The 19,310-nt window shown below is 65.0% G+C and carries 17 protein-coding genes; 11 read left to right on the top strand and 6 right to left on the bottom strand.

Annotated elements, in window-relative coordinates:
* The first annotated feature begins 268 nt into the window (after positions 1–268).
* Complete coding sequence (locus tag CD04_RS0109305; RefSeq protein ID WP_197033064.1) at positions 269–691, top strand: DoxX family protein; 423 nt, start codon at positions 269–271, stop codon at positions 689–691.
* 157 nt (positions 692–848) lie between these two features.
* Here the strand turns inward: CD04_RS0109305 and CD04_RS0109310 are convergent, their stop codons facing one another.
* The 3 genes from CD04_RS0109310 to CD04_RS0109320 form a co-directional block, all read right to left on the bottom strand.
* A complete protein-coding gene (locus tag CD04_RS0109310; protein WP_231480512.1) occupies positions 849–2,693 on the bottom strand; it encodes an ABC transporter ATP-binding protein/permease in 1,845 nt (614 codons plus the stop codon).
* 626 nt (positions 2,694–3,319) lie between these two features.
* Positions 3,320–4,609: an RNA-guided endonuclease TnpB family protein gene (locus CD04_RS0109315; RefSeq protein WP_031406172.1), complete on the bottom strand. Its 1,290-nt coding sequence runs from the start codon at positions 4,607–4,609 to the stop codon at positions 3,320–3,322.
* A gap of 79 nt (positions 4,610–4,688) precedes the next feature.
* Complete coding sequence (locus tag CD04_RS0109320) at positions 4,689–5,948, bottom strand: DUF4382 domain-containing protein (protein WP_081857874.1); 1,260 nt, start codon at positions 5,946–5,948, stop codon at positions 4,689–4,691.
* Between the two features lie 74 nt (positions 5,949–6,022).
* On the opposite strand from CD04_RS0109320, the gene CD04_RS0109325 reads away from it, so the two are divergent.
* The 4 genes from CD04_RS0109325 (at position 6,023) to waaF (ending at position 8,838) form a co-directional block, all read left to right on the top strand.
* Positions 6,023–6,442 carry a hypothetical protein gene (locus CD04_RS0109325; protein ID WP_231480514.1) on the top strand — a complete coding sequence of 140 codons (420 nt, stop codon included), beginning with the start codon at positions 6,023–6,025 and terminating at the stop codon, positions 6,440–6,442.
* Positions 6,443–6,607: 165 nt separating this feature from the next.
* Positions 6,608–7,543 (top strand): branched-chain amino acid transaminase, encoded by a 936-nt coding sequence (locus tag CD04_RS0109330; RefSeq protein ID WP_031406176.1) that lies wholly within the window; start codon positions 6,608–6,610, stop codon positions 7,541–7,543.
* A 34-nt stretch (positions 7,544–7,577) separates the two neighbouring features.
* Positions 7,578–7,778 (top strand): zinc-finger domain-containing protein, encoded by a 201-nt coding sequence (locus CD04_RS0109335; protein WP_031406177.1) that lies wholly within the window; start codon positions 7,578–7,580, stop codon positions 7,776–7,778.
* A gap of 67 nt (positions 7,779–7,845) precedes the next feature.
* Positions 7,846–8,838: a lipopolysaccharide heptosyltransferase II gene (waaF, locus tag CD04_RS0109340; protein WP_031406178.1), complete on the top strand. Its 993-nt coding sequence runs from the start codon at positions 7,846–7,848 to the stop codon at positions 8,836–8,838.
* Here the strand turns inward: waaF and CD04_RS0109345 are convergent.
* On the bottom strand, positions 8,815–9,867 hold the full coding sequence (locus tag CD04_RS0109345; RefSeq protein WP_051849059.1) for a LacI family DNA-binding transcriptional regulator: 1,053 nt from the start codon (positions 9,865–9,867) through the stop codon (positions 8,815–8,817). The genes waaF and CD04_RS0109345 overlap by 24 nt on opposite strands.
* Positions 9,868–10,019: 152 nt before the next feature.
* Between CD04_RS0109345 and ptsP the strand changes: the two genes are divergently transcribed.
* From ptsP to CD04_RS0109365, 6 genes are read left to right on the top strand one after another with little or no spacing between them, the layout of a single operon-like run.
* Positions 10,020–12,521 (top strand): phosphoenolpyruvate--protein phosphotransferase, encoded by a 2,502-nt coding sequence (gene ptsP, locus CD04_RS0109350; RefSeq protein WP_031406182.1) that lies wholly within the window; start codon positions 10,020–10,022, stop codon positions 12,519–12,521.
* Positions 12,518–12,655, top strand: a complete 138-nt coding sequence (locus CD04_RS25230; RefSeq protein WP_369792793.1) for a hypothetical protein — start codon at positions 12,518–12,520, stop codon at positions 12,653–12,655. The genes ptsP and CD04_RS25230 overlap by 4 nt, the downstream gene beginning before the upstream one ends.
* On the top strand, positions 12,652–13,149 hold the full coding sequence (locus CD04_RS25235) for a PfkB family carbohydrate kinase (RefSeq protein ID WP_369792794.1): 498 nt from the start codon (positions 12,652–12,654) through the stop codon (positions 13,147–13,149). Before CD04_RS25230 ends, CD04_RS25235 begins: the two co-directional genes overlap by 4 nt.
* Entirely contained in the window at positions 13,128–13,472 is a 345-nt protein-coding gene (locus tag CD04_RS25240) for a PfkB family carbohydrate kinase (protein WP_369792795.1), read from the top strand. Before CD04_RS25235 ends, CD04_RS25240 begins: the two co-directional genes overlap by 22 nt.
* Positions 13,473–13,503: 31 nt before the next feature.
* Positions 13,504–15,219, top strand: coding sequence for a PTS fructose transporter subunit IIC (locus tag CD04_RS0109360; protein ID WP_031406185.1), 1,716 nt, complete (start codon positions 13,504–13,506; stop codon positions 15,217–15,219).
* A gap of 31 nt (positions 15,220–15,250) precedes the next feature.
* Positions 15,251–16,543: a carbohydrate porin gene (locus CD04_RS0109365; protein WP_051849060.1), complete on the top strand. Its 1,293-nt coding sequence runs from the start codon at positions 15,251–15,253 to the stop codon at positions 16,541–16,543.
* Between the two features lie 116 nt (positions 16,544–16,659).
* Here the strand turns inward: CD04_RS0109365 and CD04_RS0109370 are convergent, their stop codons facing one another.
* Both CD04_RS0109370 and CD04_RS0109375 read right to left on the bottom strand, forming a co-directional pair.
* Entirely contained in the window at positions 16,660–18,045 is a 1,386-nt protein-coding gene (locus CD04_RS0109370) for a DEAD/DEAH box helicase (protein WP_038167670.1), read from the bottom strand.
* Positions 18,046–18,316: 271 nt separating this feature from the next.
* Entirely contained in the window at positions 18,317–19,258 is a 942-nt protein-coding gene (locus CD04_RS0109375) for a DMT family transporter (protein WP_369792823.1), read from the bottom strand.
* Positions 19,259–19,310 lie beyond the last annotated feature (52 nt).

A 19,310-nucleotide genomic window follows, 5' to 3' on the forward strand; every position in this document is an offset into this window, starting at 1 on the left:
GCCAGCCCCCAACCGCCTTGCGCGGGGCACCACGGTGCTGCAGGCCCGACCAGGCACCGCTTCCCACCGCTCAGGCGCTCGCCCGGTTTCGTGTCAACGCGTGCGATCCGGGGGATGGGTACCGGGAATGGGGCGCAAAACAAAGGCTGTGGCCGCGCGGCGGATGGTGTGCTGGAGGGAGTGCGATTGGGGTGCAACCATCAAGGCGGCCGAACACGCCCGCGCCCTCGCCTACACTGATTCACCGCATCAATTCCCGGAGTCTGCCGTGAAGGACGTCCTGACCGCCTTGCTTCTTGCCCTGGGCCGCGTGCTGATGGCTGCGATCTTCGTGCATGCTGGCCTGTCGAAGATCGACACCTATGCCCACACTGCAGCGTTCATGCAGTCGCATGGCGTGCCGGGGGCAGTGCTGCCGCTGGTCATTCTGCTTGAACTGGGTGGCGGACTGGCCTTCGCGCTCGGCCTGTATACGCGGTTCATGGCGGCTGCGTTGGCGTTGTTTTCGATTGCGGCCATCGCGATCTTCGTGCTGCCGCCTGAAGGGCACATGGGAATGATCGTGATGTACGCCGAAGTGGCCATGGTGGGCGGGCTGATCCACTATGCGGTCCGTGGTGGCGGCACGCTCGCCGTCGATCAGCTGCTGCGAAGCCGGCGGCGGAGCCGCTCGGGCGGATTCGCGAACTGATGCCGTTTTAGCGTGGAACCTGCCCTGCTTCCCAAGGGCAAGCGACTCTGACGGGCGGGGTCACGCCATCGCCGGGCCACGCACTCGACATCGGGCGCGGAGGCTCACAGACGAAGGCCAATGCGCGACTGATGCGCGTTGGCCTTTGGCGCACACCTCAAGCCCCGGCCAGCGCCCAGTGACCCGACTCGCCGGCGCGTTCCGGCTCGTCCGGGTCCGCGGGACGAGGCACCAGGCGCGCCGGCTCCTCATTCGTTCCTGGCTGCACCGCCAAGATCTGCCGGTGGAAACGGATGACGCCGAGCCGATGCGCCACGCTCACCAAAGTCGTGTGCGGCAGCTCACGCTGCAGCAGCTCGTACATGGAGGCCTCCGTGGGTGCGTCCAGTGCGCTGGTGGCTTCATCAAGGAACAACCAGTCCGGGGCGACCAAGAGCGCGCGCGCAATGGCCAGGCGCTGTTGCTCCCCCGGGGACAGTCGCTGCATCCAGGTATCGGTTTGATCCAACGCAGCAAGCAGATAGGGCACGCGCGCCAGGGTGAGCACGTCGCGCAGACGCGCGTCGTCGAAATTTGCCGGCGGCAGCGGGTAGGTCAACGCTTGGCGCAGCGTACCCATGGGCAGGTATGGCTTTTGCGGCAGAAACAGGGTACTGCCCTCGGGCAGCCGGTAGTGGGTGCCCTCGGCATACGGCCAGATCCCCGCCAGCCACCGCACCAGAGTGCTTTTGCCCAGGCCCGAGGGCCCGACAAACAAGGTGTGCTGGGCTGGGGCGATGCGCTCACCCGCCGCCTGAAGCAGCGGCCGGCCGTCTGGCGTGGCGATGCGAAGGTCGCCCAGATCGATGGCCCGCCCAACCTGCGGGCCCGCGGCAGCTCCCGGTGAGGCATCCGCCGCTGCGGCATGCGCCACTTCGGCGCCATCCAGAAGCTCGCCCACCGGCACATGCCGCACCGCTTCAACCGACAGCACAAAGGTGTACAAACGTTCCTGGGTTGCGCGCCAATCCACGATCCGTCCGTACGCGTCGATGAACCACGACAAGGCGCCTTGCACCTGGCCGAACGCGCTGGCTGTTTGCGTGAGGCCGCCGAGCTGGATCTGCCCGGCGAAATAGCGCGGAGCGGCCACCAGGATGGGGAAGATGATGGCGAGCTGCCCATAAAAGGAGCTGTACCAGGTGAACAGCTTTTGCCGCTTCATGATGCCCCACCAGTTGCTCCAGACATTGGCGAAGCGACTGGCGTGGCCTTCGAGTTCGCGCTCCTCACCGTGATACAGCGCAATACCCTCGTTGTGTTCGCGCGTGCGCGCCAATCCAAAGCGAAAATCCGCCTCGTAGCGCTGCTGGTTGAAATTGAGCTTGATCAGCGGCTTGCCGACCTTGTGCGCGACATAGCTGCCAATCCCGGCGTAGGCCACGGCGACCCACACCATATAGCCGGGAATATTCAGACCCCAGAGTTTGAGTGCGCCCGAGAGGGTCCAGAGGATCGTCAGGAACGACACGAGCGTCACCAGCGACGAAATGAAACCGAAGAAAAGGCTCAAGGAGTCATTGACAAAACTGCGCACGTCATCGGCGATCCGCTGATCGGGGTTGTCCGTGTTGCCCTGGCGAAGCGACATGCGGTAGTGCGCGCCTCCCACCAGCCAATCCTTGAGAAAAACCTCCGTCACCCAACGCCGCCAGCGGATTTGCAGCATCTGCAAAAAGTACTGCGAGTACACGGCCAGCACGATGTATGCAAAGGCGTAGCCAGTGAACACCAGCAGCAGGTGCTTGAACACGGCAAACTTGCGCGCCTGCAGCGAGTTGTAGAAGTCGTTATTCCAGTAATTCAAGCGCACGTTGACCCAGACGATGGCCAGATTCATCGCGAGGATCACGAACAGCAGGGCCCAACCCTTCTTCTTGTCCTCCGAGACCCAATAGGGCCTGGCGAGCTGGATGAAATGCCGCACGGAAAATCGGTAGGGTGGCGCTTTGGTGTCGGACATGGGTGGCATGGCGGCAGGACGAAAGGATGGAAATCTCGACGCTCGGGCCGAGCAGACAGGCGCTCATTTGGCGCATGAACGGAACATCGTGCCCACAGCATAGCCACGAGCTCTTAGTCGAGACTGAATGCGGGGAAAACCACGACCGGCGCACGAACTCAACCGGGCCGCCTGCGCGCTTGAGACGCAGCCATTGCACTCCCATGGCAATGACTTTAGTGCCGCACCGACGCGGGCAGCGCGACGTGCTGAACGCAGTCGCGGCGCGCCAACGTCAGTCGGCGTTTCTCGGGTCGGCCCGGCAGACCTGCTCACGGCCAGGACGGCGTGCGCGCTGACAACCACGACGGGCCTTTGGCGCCAGGCGGTGGCATGCGCACAATCCGCGAGCCAAAGCGTCTTGACGCTCCAGCCAATCGTGATCCGACCGCGGACGAAATCCGCCTTGGCCTGGGTGCGCGTGGGACGCGCCCTGCGTGGCCGCGAGCAACGCCGCAATCCGCCGCCCACGCAGAGGTAGGCATTGAACCGGCAGCGGGGAGCGGGTCAAGACGCAGCCCACTCCCCATGGTCAACCGTCGGCAGCAATGGACCCCGATCAATGATCCATATGAACTCTCCCGCCACTAAGCGCCTGACGGCGCTGTAGTGGGGGTTTCGCGGGTCACGGACCTGGACTTGCCCCGTTGCCGGGGCAGAGGTTTGGGTCTCGCCGCCACGCCCGTCCCAGGCGTGTCTTGCGTGTTGTGCGCGTCGATGAGCACCACCAACGCGCTGTTGCGGTCGCGCGGGGCCGTGTGCCCGCAGTGCGGGCACACATGCACACGCTGCGCCAACGTCTTGGGAACGCGTTCCCAGCACGCCGCGCAGCGCTGCGACGGTTTGAGTTGGCGCGTGTTGCTCAGATGCAGTCGCGTACCAGCTTCTTCCGCTTTGTACGCCAGCATCTGATGCGCCATGCCGAACCCCGCCGAGAGGATCTCGCGGTTGAGTCCGGCCTTCTGCCGCACGCGACGGCCCGGCGCATCCACCGTGCCCTTCGCGCTGCGGCTCATGGTCTTCGGAGCCAGTTGCTCCGTGGCCAGGACGGCGCATTGCTGCACCATCTTGGTTGTTTCCTTGTGCACGAAGTCCCGGCGCAGGTTGCCGATGCGATCATGCAGCACCGCGATGCCGCGGCTCAATCGCTTGTATCGCACGGAGCCTTTGCGTTTGCGTGCACGCTGGCGCTGCAGCACTGCAAGGCGCGGCAGCGCCTCGCGCACCCAGCGCGGGTTCGCGATGGGCGGACCCGCGTCAAATGTGGCCCAGTCCGTGATGCCGAAATCCACGCCACGCCGCATGTCGGCGGTGCGCTCGCGCGCACAGGCCGCATCGGGCACGCGCAGCGTCACCGACACAAACCACTGACCGTTGCGGCGTGTCAGGGCGATGTCGTTGGGTTTGGCATCAATCCCAAAACGATGCTGCCCACGCGCCCGGATGGACAGGGCGGCATCGCCGCTGCCGATGCGCAGGGTTGCGCCACGGCCGCCGTGCTCCATCAGCTTCCACCCAGCCGGATCGGGATAGGCAAAACCCGAGAACCGCTTGGCGGATTTGAAGCGCGGAAAGCCGGGCGTCTGCCCCGCCTTGACGCGGCGAAAGAACGACTGGAATGCGAGATCCAGCCGCCGCAGCGTCTGCTGCAAGGCGTGGCTGCCAAGCGCGATGAACTCGGGCCGATCGGCCTTGATCTGAGGCAGGACGTTCTGCTGGTCGAAGTAGCTGATCGACTTGCCCGCCTTGCGCCAGGCGTCGATGCGCTCTTCGAGCGCCGCGTTGTACAACTCGCAGTGCAGCCGCGTCCACGCCTCCAGCCGCGCCATCTGCGCGGCATTGGGATACAGCTTGAGCGTGACTTTGCGCCGTTGCATGCTGGTATTTTATCCAGCATGGCGAGGAACAACAAGCGAAAACCGCCCGCTTGACCCCCTCCTGCCCGGACGGCTTCGCCTATGCGACGCTGTGCGTCGGGCCGGGCGAGGAAGGGGAATGCGCGAGCATGTGTTCAAAGGTCGTGTCGCTTGTTCCCGAAATCGTAATGGTCGCGGGCTGCGACATGGAACCGTACTGATTTGTGGAACCGTACTCACCATCCGAGGCATAGGACTGAATGGTGACCTGCGGTGCCGATGCCAATTGCTGGAGGGTGATCGAACTGCCAAATGTCCCCACATAGGGCGCTACCGTCGGCACCGTCAGCGTGTAGGAGTCGGTCAGTGGTTTGGAGTCATTTTCAACGCCATTGATTTGGGCAATGCTGATCACCGGGCCTCCGCCAGGGAGTGTTTCCTGGGCAACAAACAAGGTGTCGGCCTCGGCACTCAGCGTCACTGATCCCGTGTACGTTTGATCGATCGCGTTCGAATCGAAAACCTGCAGGGGCTGCGCCTGCGTGCCCAGCACTGTCGCCGGCGCGCCGGCCGCCACCGGGACATTCAGGATGACGTCTGGAGCAAAGTTGGGGCTCAGCGTCGTGGACGCAGACACAAGGGTCGACGGCGGCGCGATCACCACGTTGTAACCGGTGCTGCTGGCCGGCAGCGGCGCCAGCGTGAACGTCCACGGGTCCCCAGCGGTTGCGCCCGGTGCGGCAAAGGTCGTCTTGAGAATGTGGCCCTGGCTATCCTCGGCCATGACCACGGCGCCCACGTCGACCGCCGGCAGAAAGCCCGTGATGGACCCGGCCTGCTCATCATCGACCAGATTGAGCACGGGCTTGAGGATGTACTTGCCACTGTTACCGGCCATCACGACCGAACGACACGCATTGAAGTCCACCACCAGATTGGCCTGGCCATTCGCAGCGACCGTGAACTGCCCGTTGATCTTGTAGCCACTTTGCTGCGCGCTCGGCGTCGTCAAGGGGTGCGGAATGTCCGCTGAATCGATGACGTAATTGGCAAGGTTGGGTCCATTTCCATTGTTCGACGCCAGGATCAGGCGCACCTGCTGATAGGTGCCGGCCGGCACGCTGATGTTGCCCAGCGCCAATGTTTGGCCGTTGGTCAGCGTGGCCAGATCGACCTGCATCGGCGTTGTCATGGAGAGGGCATAGGTCCCCGATGGACCGATCAACTGAATGCCTGTGACTGTCACAAAGACACTCCTGAGACCGGCGCAAATCGGAGCATCCGTCAAGGCAAAGCTTGCCGTTCCGCCCGATTTGGTTCCTCCACCACCCCCGCCACAAGCACTGAGGCTCAGCGCCAAGGCTGCGGCTTGGGCCGCAGCCGTCGTTCGACACGCTGGCGCGCAGCGTCACGCGCGACGTGCACCCGTACAGCGTGCTGAGCGATCTGCTGCGGCTGGGGCTCGTGCAGGTGCAGGTGGTCAAGGGCCAGGAAATGGTCGTGCCGCATCGCGACGGTTTCGTGCCACCGCCGGGGTCGCGCGAGATTCTGGAGCTGTTCAGCGCCAATCTGGCGGACCACGCCTGGGCGGCGGTGGGCAACCTGCGGGGGCAGGGGCCGCGCCTGGAGCAAAGCGTGTTCGCCGAGGGCATCACGGCGGAGTCGGCCGAGGCGCTGGGTGCGCTGGCGCGCAAACTTTGGGCGGATGCGCGCAGCGCGATGATCGCCGAGGCCACCCGTCGCTACGATGCCGATCTCCACCGCAGCGGCGCCACCTGCCGCATCCGCTTTGGCACGTATTTCTGGTCCCAGAACTGCTGCGCCGACCCGTTTGCAGGGCCGGCGCGCGCCTGATACGGGACAAGCGGGCTCTTGTCGATGTCAAGAGGCACCGGGATCCAGCCTGCCGGCCTGGAATGTGTGCTGTCGCGCCCGCGCCGGCGGCGTTGCGCCCGTCGCCATACGCACACTCCTAGAATGGAACGCTGATCCTGACCACACCCTGGAGACCTTGCAATCATGGCCCTGCCCACATCCATGTCCGACCGCGACGGCAAAATCTGGATGGACGGCCAGCTCGTCGAATGGCGCGACGCCAAAATTCACGTGCTGACCCATACCCTGCACTATGGCTGCGGCGCGTTCGAAGGCGTACGCGCGTACAAGACCGATACCGGGACGGCCATTTTCCGCCTGCGCGATCACACTGAGCGGCTGTTCAACAGCGCCAAGATTTTGCGCATGCAGATTCCCTTCACCCCCGAGCAGGTGATGCAGGCACAAATCGATGTGGTGCGCGTCAATGGCTTCGACTCCTGCTATATCCGGCCCCTGACATGGATCGGCGACAAAAAGCTCGGCGTCTCGCCCCGTGGAAACACCATCCACCTGATGATCGCCGCTTGGCCTTGGGGCGCCTATCTCGGCGAAGAGGGCCTGAAAAAAGGCATTCGGGTCAAGACCTCCAGCTACACACGCCACCACGTGAATATCACCATGTGCAACGCCAAGGCTGTGAGCAACTACACAAACTCCATCCTGGCCAACCTGGAGGTGACCGCAGACGGCTACGATGAGGCACTGCTCCTGGATCCTCAGGGCTTCGTCAGCGAGGGCGCTGGTGAGAACATTTTTGTGGTCCGTGAAGGCGTGCTGTACACGCCCGACCTGTCGTCCGGCGCGCTCAATGGCATCACGCGCAAGACCGTGTTCGCGATTTGCGAAGATCTGGGCCTGACGATCAAGGAAAAGCGCATCACGCGCGATGAGGTTTACATCGCTGACGAAGCGTTCTTCACCGGTACCGCGGCTGAAGTCACGCCAATCCGGGAGCTCGACGGCGTGACCATCGGGCCCGGCCAACGCGGCCCCATTACCGAGCGCATCCAGAATGCATTTTTTGACATCGTCGGCGGGCGCAACGCCAAGTATGCGCCGTGGCTAACCCAAGTGTGAAGCTGCCTCACACCCTCCTCTCGAGCGCAACCCCATGAGTGCCATTCCCAAACCCGACATGCCCGTGGTCGAACTCAAGGCCAAGGATCTTCCCGCCCACTGCCCCAACCCGAACATGCCCATCTGGAGCAGCCACCCCCGCGTGTTCATCGACATCACCCATGGCGAAGCCGCCTGCCCGTATTGCGGCACGCGCTATCGCCTGGCTGCGGGCGAAGCGGCGCACGGGCATTGAGCCGGTCCAAAGCCCTTCACCTCGCCCACGCCCGCCGCGCGTTCCACGAACCCGCGTACAGCGCGCCATGCCCCGCGCCCTCCTGATCGCCCCTCAGTGGATCGGCGACGCAGTGATGGCGCAACCGCTGGTGGCAGTGCTGGCCGCGCGCGGCGAACACGTCGCAGCTCTTGCGTTGCCCGCGATCGCGCCGGTATTGCGGGCGATGCCCGGCGTCACCGAAGTCATCGAGGCGCCCTTCCGCCACGGCCGCCTGGACTTTGCGGCCCGCTGGCACATCGCCACGGCGCTGCGCTCACGTGGGTATGCGCGCGCCTACATCCTGGGCAACAACGTCAAATCGCGCTTGGTGCCATGGCTGGCGAGAATTCCCGAGCGCATCGGCTATGCGGGGGAAGCCGCGGGGCTGCTGCTCACCTCCAAACATCACGCGCAAAGCAGCTCCAGCCGAGCCGACATGCGCAAGCATTACGCGCAACTGGCCGAAGCCGACGCCCGCGCAGCGCTCGCGGAGCCGACCTTGGATGTTGCCCCGGACATTGCGGCCAGCGTGCGCGCGCGCTTTGGACTGCCCGCGCGCTGGATCGCGGTATGCCCAGGCGCCGAATATGGCCCCGCCAAACAATGGCCCGTGGAGCACTATGGTGCGCTTGCCCTGCGAGCACAACGCGATGGTTACGCGGTCGCCGTTCTCGGCGCGCCCTCGGACGCGCCGGCTGGAGAGGCCATTGCGCGCCTAGCCCCGCACGCGATGAATCTGTGCGGGCACACACGACTGGATGAGGCCATCGCGCTCCTCGCCGCGGCCAGCGGTGTGGTCAGCAACGACTCGGGGCTGATGCACATTGCGGCTGCGCTGAGCCGCCCCACGCTTGGCATCTATGGCTCCACCGACCCTCGCCACACGCCGCCCGCAGCCCACCACAGTGCCACGCTGTGGCTGCATTTGCCGTGCAGCCCATGTTTCGCGCGTGCCTGCCCGCTTGGACACCTCAATTGTTTGCGCGGCATCCTGCCCGAGACGGCGTGGGCTGCTCTAGAAGGCTTGATGCGGGATTGAGTCTGCGGCGGGCTTCACCCGGGCGTGCGCTTGCGCGTGCAGCACAAGCGCTGCCGTTGACCCGCGCACCACGCAGCGCCCGCCGAGAAGGACTTTGCGCGGCGGCAGCGCCGGATTGTCCAGGCGCTCGAGCAGAATCGACATGGCGGTGCGGCCGATGGCCTCCAGAGGCTGCTCAATAACCGTCAAGCCCGGACCGACGAGTTCAGTCCAGCTCTCGTTGTCGAAACCAGCCACGGCCACGTCGTCGGGTATCGTCAAACCGGCTGCACGCACTGCACGCACGACCCCCATGAGCAGCAGTCCGTTACTTGCGATCACCGCCTGCGGGCGCTCGCTGCAATCAAGAAGACGGCGAACCTCGGTCTGCGCGGCCTCGATCTGGGGCGGCACGAACGCTGTCTGAATCTGCAGGCCGAGGCGCTGAGCGGCTGCGACGAAACCGTCGTGGCGCTCGATCCCGCTGCTGCTGGCATTGCCAAAAATTCCGGCGATTCGGCGGTACCCCTGGGCGTGCAGATGCTCCATGAGCATCGCGCTGGCGGCGCTGTTGTCCAACACAACCGCATCCTGCTGCCCGTGCGGACTGACACGATCGATCAACACCAGCGGAAACCCGATGTCGCGCTGATCGAGGGTCTGAGCGGTCTGTCGTGTCGGCGCGAAGATCACACCGGTGACACGCTCCTCTTCCATCAACTTGAGGTAGATCGCCTCCTTATCCGGGTTTTCGTCCGTGTTGCACAAGATGACGCGCAGGCCGTGCTGATACGCGACGTCCTCCACCGCGCGGCTCACGGCCGTGAAAAACGGATTGCGCAAGTCGGCAAGGATCAGCCCGATGGTGCCGGAGTGGCGCGAGCGCAGCCGCCGTGCGGAGAGATTGGGGCGATAGCCGGTTTCATGGATTGCGGCTTCGATACGCGCCATCAGCTTGGGGCTGACCGCTGCCACACCGCTGAGCGCGCGCGACACGGTGGCGACCGACACCCCAGCAACCCGGGCGACATCCTTGATACTTGAGCTCATGTGTAAACGATATCACAAAAATGACAGTTCGTTCCTGCAGGACGAACCGGAATCTAGAATTTCTTGCCAAACTTCAGGGTAAACACCAAGAGTTTCGGCTTGATTGCTTGAATGTAAACGTTATCATTTCAAAACATCAAAAGGAGACAATCATGGTAGCTGCTTCCCCTGCCGAGCTGCTTTCCGAAGCACGTATCAGGTTGGCGTCGCACCCTCGGGACAAAGGGGCTGCGATTGCCGAAGCCACCCAATTGCTCATCGCCAGTGGCTGCGTGGCCCCGGGTTTCGAGGCCAGCGTGATGGCCCGCGAGGATGTTGCGAATACGTATCTCGGTCACGGCGTGGCCATTCCCCACGGCTTGGGGAAAGACCGCAATCAGGTCCTGCGCGACGGACTGGCCATTCTTCAGATTCCGCAAGGGGTGGAGTGGAACCCAGGGCAGAGCGCGCATCTGGTGGTGGCGATCGCCGCGCAGTCGGACAACCACATCGCCATCCTGCGTCGCCTCACCCGCCTGATCCAGGATGAGCAGCGCCTGCAGTCCTTGTTCACAACCCCCCACACGGCCGATCTCCTTGCCGCGCTGGGCGACGATGCACCGCCCGCGCCCACGCAGGTGGCCTCGGATCTGGCTGAACGCATCGAATGGATGGTGCGCTACCCCGCCGGACTGCATGCGCGACCGGCATCCGTGTGGGTCGAGGCGGCACGCAAATCCGGTGTTCGCATGCAGGCCCGCCATGGCGGTGAAGTGGCCGATGCGCGCAATCTCGTGGGCTTGCTGGGCCTGGGCCTGCGCTATGGGCAGACGGTCGTCCTCTCGGCCGAAGGCGAAGGCGCGCGAGCCGCGCTCGAGGCCTTCCGCGCCTTGATCGACGCGCTCACTCCCCAGGAACAAGCCGATGCAGCGAAAGCGGCCGCACCCGTGCTCGCCTCGGCCTGGTCGCCTCCCGGCAGGCTCGCCGTGGTCCCCGGCATTGCGGCAAGTCCCGGCCTCGCCATGGGCACCCTGCATATCCTCGCGGCGGCTCAGCCTCAGGTCCCCGACCTTCCGGGCACGCTCGATCAGGGCGCCGATCGGCTCAACGCCGCCATCGTCGCCACGCAAGAGCAGCTCACCGCACTGGCCGACGATACCGCACGACGTCTCGGTGCAGCCGAAGCAGGCATCTTTCGCGCGCAGCGTGAGCTGCTCAAGGACAGCGATCTCATCACCCTGGCATGCCAGATCATGGTCGAGGGGCACGGCGTCGCGTGGTCATGGAACCAGGCCGTGGAGCGCATGGCCTGCCGGCTCGCTGCGCTCGGCAACCCTGTGCTGGCAGGCCGTGCCTCCGATTTGCGCGACGTGGGGCGGCGCGTGCTGGCACGACTGGAACCGTCCATCCAGCTTGGGAGCCTCTCGGATCTGCCCGACACGCCCTGCATCGTGGTCGCGGACGACCTTTCGCCATCCGATACCGCAGCCATTGACATGCGGCGTGTCGTGGGCCTTGCCATCGCGCAGGGCGGGCCAACATCGCACACGGCCATCCTGGCCCGCACGCTGGGACTGCCTGCCATCGTTGGCGCCGGCGCTGCGTTGATGGCGCTGCACAGCGGCACACACGCCATCATCGACGGAGCGGGGGGCAAGCTTTACCTTGAACCCCGCGAGCCGGACCTTGCGTCGGCGCGCGACTGGATCGCGCGCGAAAGCACGCGGCGCGCCGAGGAAAAAGCCGAGCGCGGCAAGCCGGCCCGCACAAGCGACGGGCACACGGTGGCCATCGGCGCCAATGTGAACCTTCCCGACCAGGTGCCGCTTGCGTTGCATGAAGGCGCTGAAGGCGTCGGGTTGATGCGCACGGAGTTTCTTTTTCTGGAGCGCGGCGAAACGCCCGACGAAGACGCCCAGTTCGCCGTGTACCGCGGCATGATCGATGCACTCGATGGCCGGCCCCTGATCGTGCGTGCGCTCGATATCGGCGGCGACAAGCAGGTCGCCCATCTGCAACTGCCGCAGGAGGCCAACCCGTTCCTGGGCGTGCGCGGGGCACGCTTGCTCCTTCGCCGCCCAGACCTGCTGCAACCCCAGTTGCGCGCGCTCTACCGGGCAGCCAAAGGCGGTGGCGATCTGTCCATCATGTTTCCCATGGTGACCAGCGAAGATGAAGTCCGCGCACTGCGCGCCGCATGCGAATTGGTTCGGTCCGAACTCGGCGCGCCTCAGGTGCCCATCGGCATCATGATCGAAGTTCCGGCCGCGGCGATCCAGGCCGATCTTCTGGCCGCCCACGTGGACTTCTTCTCCATCGGAACCAATGACCTGACCCAGTACACCTTGGCCATGGATCGCCAGAACCCGGAGCTTGCGCCACAGGCCGACAGTCTTCATCCGGCGGTCCTGCGCCTCATCCGCAGCACGGTCGAAGGCGCGAGCCGCCACGGCCGATGGGTCGGTGTGTGCGGCGGCATCGCCGGCGACCCATTCGGCGCGACCTTGCTCGCGGGCCTGGGCGTGCACGAATTGTCCATGACGCCGCGCGACATCCCCGGCGTGAAGGCGCGCATGCGCGCAAGCAACCGCCGATCCCTCGAGGAGCTCGCCGCCCGGGCGCTGGCTGCTCAATCCGCACAGGCCGTGCGCGCGCTGGACCAGGAAGCCCCATGAACGCCCCGCAGCCTCCAGTCGTTACCGTCACCTTCAACCCCGCAATCGACGAAACCATCACCTTGGATGCGTTGCGCCCGGGAACCGTGCATCGGGCGCGAGCCGTGCGCTTCGACCCGGGGGCAAGGGCGTGATCGTCGCCGGTTGCCTCGCCGACTGGGGCCAGCGCGTGGTGGCCACCGGCCTTCTCGGCAAGGACAATGACGCGCCATTTACCGAACTCTTCGCCGCCAAGGGCATTGAGGACCGCTTTTGCCGGTTCTCGGGTCTCACCCGGGTCAACGTCAAACTCGTCGATCCTCGAGACACGACGGACATCAACCTGCCGGGAGCCGACCTCGCGCCCGAACAGCTGCAGAGGGGACTCGATGCGGTACTCGACCTGGCCAGCAGCGGCACCATCGTCGTCCTCGCCGGCAGTCTGCCTGCCGACTTTCCCGACGATACGTACGCCCATTGCATCGCCAAACTCACCGCGCGCCAGGTGCGCGTGGTGCTCGATACCTCGGGTCCACCGCTGGCTGCGGCGCTCCAGGCTGCAGCGGGGCCCTGCCCCATGCCATCAAACCCAACCGCACCGAACTTGAGGCCTGGGCTGAACGCCCCTTGCCGACGCACGCCGACTTGATGTCGGCGGCACGCGATCTGCTGGCTCGCGGCGTGGAGCTGGTCACCGTTTCGCTCGGCAGCGAAGGCGCCATCTTCGTCACGCGTGACGCGGCGCTGCACGCACGGCTCCCCGCGATGCGCCCCACCAGCACCGTGGGCGCCGGCGACGCCATGGTCGCCGGCATCGTTGCCGGCATCAGCAGTGGAGCATCCGTCGAAGACGTCGCCCGCCTGGCCACGGCCTTCGCACACACCAAGCTCGGCCAGATCGGCGCCAATCTCGGTGACGCCGCACAAGTGCGCAGCCATGCTGCCCATGTGGCCATCGAACGACTGAACTAAAGCTGCTCCCACCTCAAACAGGAGACACATCATGGGTCCATTGTTCGCATCCATCGCAGCCGCAGACCGCACGGTCGCCGGCGTGCTCGCCGCCGAGGCGCTGCGGCACGCTGCCACAGCCAAGGGCACGGCAATCGACATCGAAGTCTCGACAACGGAGGGTGTGCTCAACCCGCTGGTGCGCTCGCAAATGGCCTCCGGCGGCACACTGCTCGCCGTGGGTGCGGTCAACACCGCAGATCCCAAGTTTGCCGGACTGCACATCATCCCAACCGGACTTGACCAGGTCCTCGCCGACCCCCACGCGGCGCTGGCGCAGGCACTGCACAGCCAACCGCCTGCGGCCGATGCACCGGCGCCGAAACCCCAACGCATCGTGGCCATTACGTCCTGCCCAACCGGCATCGCCCACACCTTCATGGCCGCCGAAGGGCTGCAACAAGCCGCCAAGGAACTCGGCATCGCGATGCGTGTGGAAACGCAGGGCTCCGTCGGCGCCCAGGACGCGCTCACCGATGCCGAGATTGCTGCAGCCGATGTCGTCATCGTTGCCGCTGACCGGCAGGTCGAACTGGGCCGCTTCGCCGGCAAACGCATGCTCTTGAGCGGCACAAAACCGGCCATCAACGATGGCAAAGCCCTCATCCGGCGCGCCCTGGCAGAGGCGCAGGTGCAGGAACAGGGCCAAGCGCGGGGGGACACGTCGGCTGCTTCCAAACCGGCAGCTACGGCCAAAGCGCGCACCGGCCCCTACAAACATCTGATGACCGGGGTGTCGTTCATGCTGCCCTTCATCACGGCCGGTGGATTGCTTATCGCCCTGGCATTTGCGTTCGGTGGCATCTACGCCTACCAGCACAGCGGCACACTCGCTTATGCGCTGTTCCAGATCGGTGCCAAGTCGGCTTTCGTGCTCATCGTGCCGGCGCTGGCTGGTTACATTGCCTACTCAATCGCCGATCGTCCCGGCATCGCTCCGGGCATGATCGGCGGGCTGATTGCGGCCAATCTGGGGGCAGGCTTCCTTGGCGGCATCGTCGCCGGCTTTATTGCCGGCTACGGCACCGACTGGTTCAATCGCCACCTGCGCCTGCACCGCAGCGTCGAGGGCCTGAAGCCCGTGCTCATCCTGCCGCTGCTGGGCACCCTGCTCACGGGTTTGCTGATGATCTACGTGGTGGGCACCCCAGTGGCGCACGCCCTGGCCTTTCTCACGGAGTGGCTCAAGGGCATGCAGGGGGCCAGCGCTGTCGTGCTCGGCATGCTGCTGGGCGCCATGATGGCGTTCGACATGGGTGGCCCGGTGAACAAGGCCGCCTATACGTTTGCCACGGGCCTGCTTGCCAGCCAGGTCTTCACGCCGATGGCGGCCGTCATGGTCGCTGGCATGACCCCGCCGCTTGCGGTGGCGCTTGCCTCCTGGCTGTTTCCACGGCGATTCACGCTTGAGGAACGTGAGGCGGGCGGGGCGACGGCGTTGCTCGGGCTGTCCTTCATCACCGAAGGCGCCATTCCCTACGCCGCGCGCGACCCGCTGCGGGTGATTCCTGCCAACATGGTCGGCTCGGCTGTGGCCGGGGCAATCTCCATGGTTGCAGGCGCTCAGCTCCGGGTGCCACACGGCGGCGTGTTCGTCCTTCCCATCCCCAACGCCGTCACCCATCTGGGCCTGTATGTGGTCGCACTCGCCGCTGGTACGGCGGTCAGTGCGGCGCTGCTGGGCTTGTTCAAAAAGAGCGTCGGCTGACGACGCGACCCATTTCGACGAGGAGACCACAATGAACCATCGCAAGAACCTGGCGCGCGCCACAATCGGCGCAGCAGCGCTAGCACTGGTGACAGGCCTGGCACACGCGGCTGATCCGACGCCCGGTCAATACGCCTTGGGCGACGGGCTGACCCTTTCGGCAAACTACACCGGCGAGGCTGCGGCCAACACCAGCGGCGGGATCCGCCGGGGTTCGGCCTATGCCGGCCAGCTGTTCCTGGGTGCCGATCTGGACCTGCACAAAATGCTGGGCTGGAATGCCACGAGCGTGCACATCGCCGTGACCCAACGCCACGGCCAAAGCCTGGCGTCCGAGGCGATCGGCAACAACACCTCGGTCCAGGAAATTTACGGCACCCAGAACCTGCATTTGGCCTATTTCACGATTGAGAAAAAACTGTTCGGCGGCCGTCTCGAACTGCAAGGTGGCCGCACCGTCGCCAACATCGACTTCCTCAACTCGCCGCTGTATTGCAACTTTCAAAGCAACTCGGCGTGCGGCAACCCGACATTCGTGTTCAAGGACAGCAACTTCACCTACTTTCCTGCATCCAGCTGGGGCGGCTACGCCAAGGGCTGGCTGACGGACAAGCTTTATGCAAAGGCCGGCGCCTACGAAGTCAACCCGAACGACAAACGGGCGAGCGACCATGGCATCAACTGGAGCACGGGTGACGCCACAGGGGTGATCGTGCCCTGGTCCCTGGGCTACGCGACCACCTTCGCCAACGACAACCACCCGCGGAACTATGAGATTGGTGGCTGGTTTGACCGCTCCGACTACGCCGATCCGCTCCTCGATGCCAACGGCAATGATGCGGTCCTCACCGGCCTGCCCTACCGCACCGACCGTAACCGTTCAGGGGCCTATGTACGCTTCAATCAGATGGTGTGGCGCCCGGACATGAATACCAAGCGGGGCCTGACCGTGTTCGGCGTGGCCATGACCAAGCTTGCAGGGCGGGTCAACGAGAGCAATTTTCTTGAACTCGGCGCGGTAATGCAGGGACCCTTCGCATCGCGGGAGCATGACACGCTGGGCTTTGTGATCAACCAGCAGCGCTTTTCCAGTCTGGCGCTGCAAAACATCCAAGTGGCGCTTGCCTCGGTGGGCGTCACGACGCCGGTACCCGACAACGAAATCATGATGGAGCTCGCTTACGGCTATCAGCTCAGTCCCGGCATTCGCCTCTCACCCAACGTGCAATACATCGTGCATCCAGACCAGCAGGCCGAGCCGTTTCGAACGTCCGCGATTGGAAATGCCTTCGTCATCGGTCTGAAATTCACCCTGGCGCTCTGAGCGCCCAAAGGCATGAAGGGCGGGGGCTGCCGTTGCAGCCCCCGCCCTTCATGCCTTTCGATACCCCACCGGCGGCGCGCCATGCGCACAGCCGGTGGGCTCAGGGGTGGTGCAGCTCAGCGACCGCCATCGCGTCGTGGCGCACCCGAGGTGCCGCGGCGGCCGGCATCGCGCCGAGGTGCGGCGGCACCATCACGGCGTCCACTGCCATGTGCATGACCGGTGGCATCGCTGCGCCCGTGACCATGGCCTGCCAAGGCCCGGCTCGGAGACTCGCCGCGGCGTGCACCGCCACCCGAGGGCTTTCCACCGCCGATGGTCGTACGGCCGACGCGAATGGGCTGCGCGCGCTCCTTGGGATCCGGTTCGAACCCAGCGATCACGTGACGGTCAATCGGGCGACCGATGAGGTTTTCGATGTCGCGAAGAAAGCGCAACTCATCCACGCAAACCAGGGAGATCGCCTGGCCTTCGGCCCCCGCGCGCCCGGTGCGTCCAATCCGATGCACGTAGTCTTCCGGCACATTGGGCAACTCGTAGTTCACGACCATCGGCAATTGGTCGATGTCGATCCCGCGAGCTGCGATGTCCGTGGCCACCAGCACCTGCAGCTTGCCACTCTTGAATGAGGCCAGCGCACGGGTCCGCGCACCTTGACTCTTGTTGCCGTGGATGGCGTCGGCGCCGATGCCGTCCGTGTTGAGCTGTTCAGCCAGTCTGTTGGCACCATGCTTGGTGCGCATGAAGACCAGGACCTGGTACCAGTTGCTCTCGCGAATCAGGTGCGACAGCAGTTCACGCTTGCGCTCGCGCCCCACCGGATGCACGGACTGTCGCACGGTCGCCGCGGTCGCATTGCGACGCGCCACCTCGATCACCGCCGGCTTGTTCAACAAGCCGTTGGCCAGGGTCTTGATCTCGTCTGAGAAGGTCGCCGAAAACAGCAGGTTCTGGCGTTGCTTGGGCAGCAGCGAGAGCACGCGTTTGATGTCATGGATGAAACCCATGTCCAGCATGCGATCCGCCTCGTCGAGCACCAGGGTATTGATGCCGGAGAGGTTGAGCGTACGCTGGCCGTGGTGGTCAAGCATGCGTCCGGGTGTCGCCACGACGATATCCACGCCGCGCTTGAGGGCGTCGATCTGCGGCTGCATGCCCACGCCGCCGTACATCACCATACTGCGCAGCTGCAACTGCCGGCCGTAATCGCGCACGCTTTCCGCCACCTGGGCAGCAAGCTCGCGCGTGGGAACCAACACGAGCACGCGCGGAATGACGCGTCCCTGCGCGTCACGCGCCTGCTCGCTCTGGCTCAGGCGATGCAGGATGGGCAACGTGAAGGCGGCCGTCTTACCCGTTCCGGTTTGCGCCGCAGCCAGCAGATCGCCACCGGCAAGGACTGCCGGAATGGCCTGCGCCTGAATGGGGGTGGGGGTGGTGTAGCCCTGCGCCGACACGGCACGCAGGATAGGCTCGGCAAGTCCGAGTTGATCAAAGTTCATGGAGTCTTTCGAAGCCGCGTGCCACAAGGCTTGGCGGCAGGTGCCTGGCAACCGCTCGACCGGGAGGACGAACACCAGCTTGTTGCAAGGCTGAGCCGGAACATTCCGGCAGGAGGTCAGATTGACAGGGTGTGCAGAACTGGGCAGCACACCGCAGAGGCACACTATAGCAGGGATTGCCGCAGTTTGCGCTATGCATCAGACGCCGCATGTGAATGCTCCCGCGACTAAGCGCCACGCGCTGTCGTCGCGGGATGCGCGGTCGAATTGCTCAAAGCCGCGCCCGCGTCAGCGCGTAAATGCCCGCCAGCACGAGAGCCGTGCCAAGGAGCAGCCAAGGCGTAAACGGCTCATGCAGCAGCCAGACGCTCAGTGCGATGGTCGACAGCGGACCGAGCATTCCCGTCTGCGCCGTGAGTGCCGGGCCGATGCGCTCGATCGCCATCATCACCATCAGAATCGGCGCCACGGTGCACACGGTCGCGTTGAGCAGGGATAGCCACACCACCGGCATGGGCACCCACACCGCCTGCCAGGGCTTGATCAGCGCGAACTGGGCAATGCAAAAAAAACTGGCCACAACACCCGCCCACCCGGCCAGGCGCAGCGACCCCAGTTCCCCCACAAGCTTGCCGCTCATCAGGAGATACACCGCATACGACAGCGCACTACCCAGCACCAGCAAGGCGCCCAGCACCGCGTGCGCGCCCTGCAGGCCGATTTCCTGGGCGAACACCACCAGCACGCCCGCGTAGCTCAATGCGATGGCTGCAACATGGCGCCATCCCACGCGCCGGCCAAAGACCATGGCCCCGAGCAGCAGCACGAAGCTCGGGTTGAGGTACAAAATGAGCCGCTCGAGGCTGGCCGTGATGTCCTCCAGACCCATGAAGTCGAGCATGCTGGCGGCGTAATACCCCGTGAACCCCAGCACGAGCACGATGCGCGCCTGCGACGCGGTGAGACTTGCCTTGCCGCGCCCGGCCCACCACGCCATGACTGCGAACAACGGCAGGGCGAACAGCATGCGGTAAAAAATGAGCGTGACCGCGTCGATCGGCCATTCGTAGATCAGCTTGGCGAGGATCGCCTTGCCCGAAAATGCAATCGCTCCGGCCGAGGCCAGCAGCAGGCCCGCTCGCAACGCTCCTGGACGCGAGGCGGTGCTGGTGGGTGCGCGTATGGGGACTGCGGGCGACGGAGGCGATGGCATGGACATGGGCGCGGCGTGAAGGGCGAAAAAACAGGGAACGGCATCGGCGCAC

Origin of the sequence: Thiomonas sp. FB-Cd, assembly GCF_000733775.1 — a bacterium.
Taxonomy (GTDB): Bacteria; Pseudomonadota; Gammaproteobacteria; order Burkholderiales; family Burkholderiaceae_C; genus Thiomonas_A.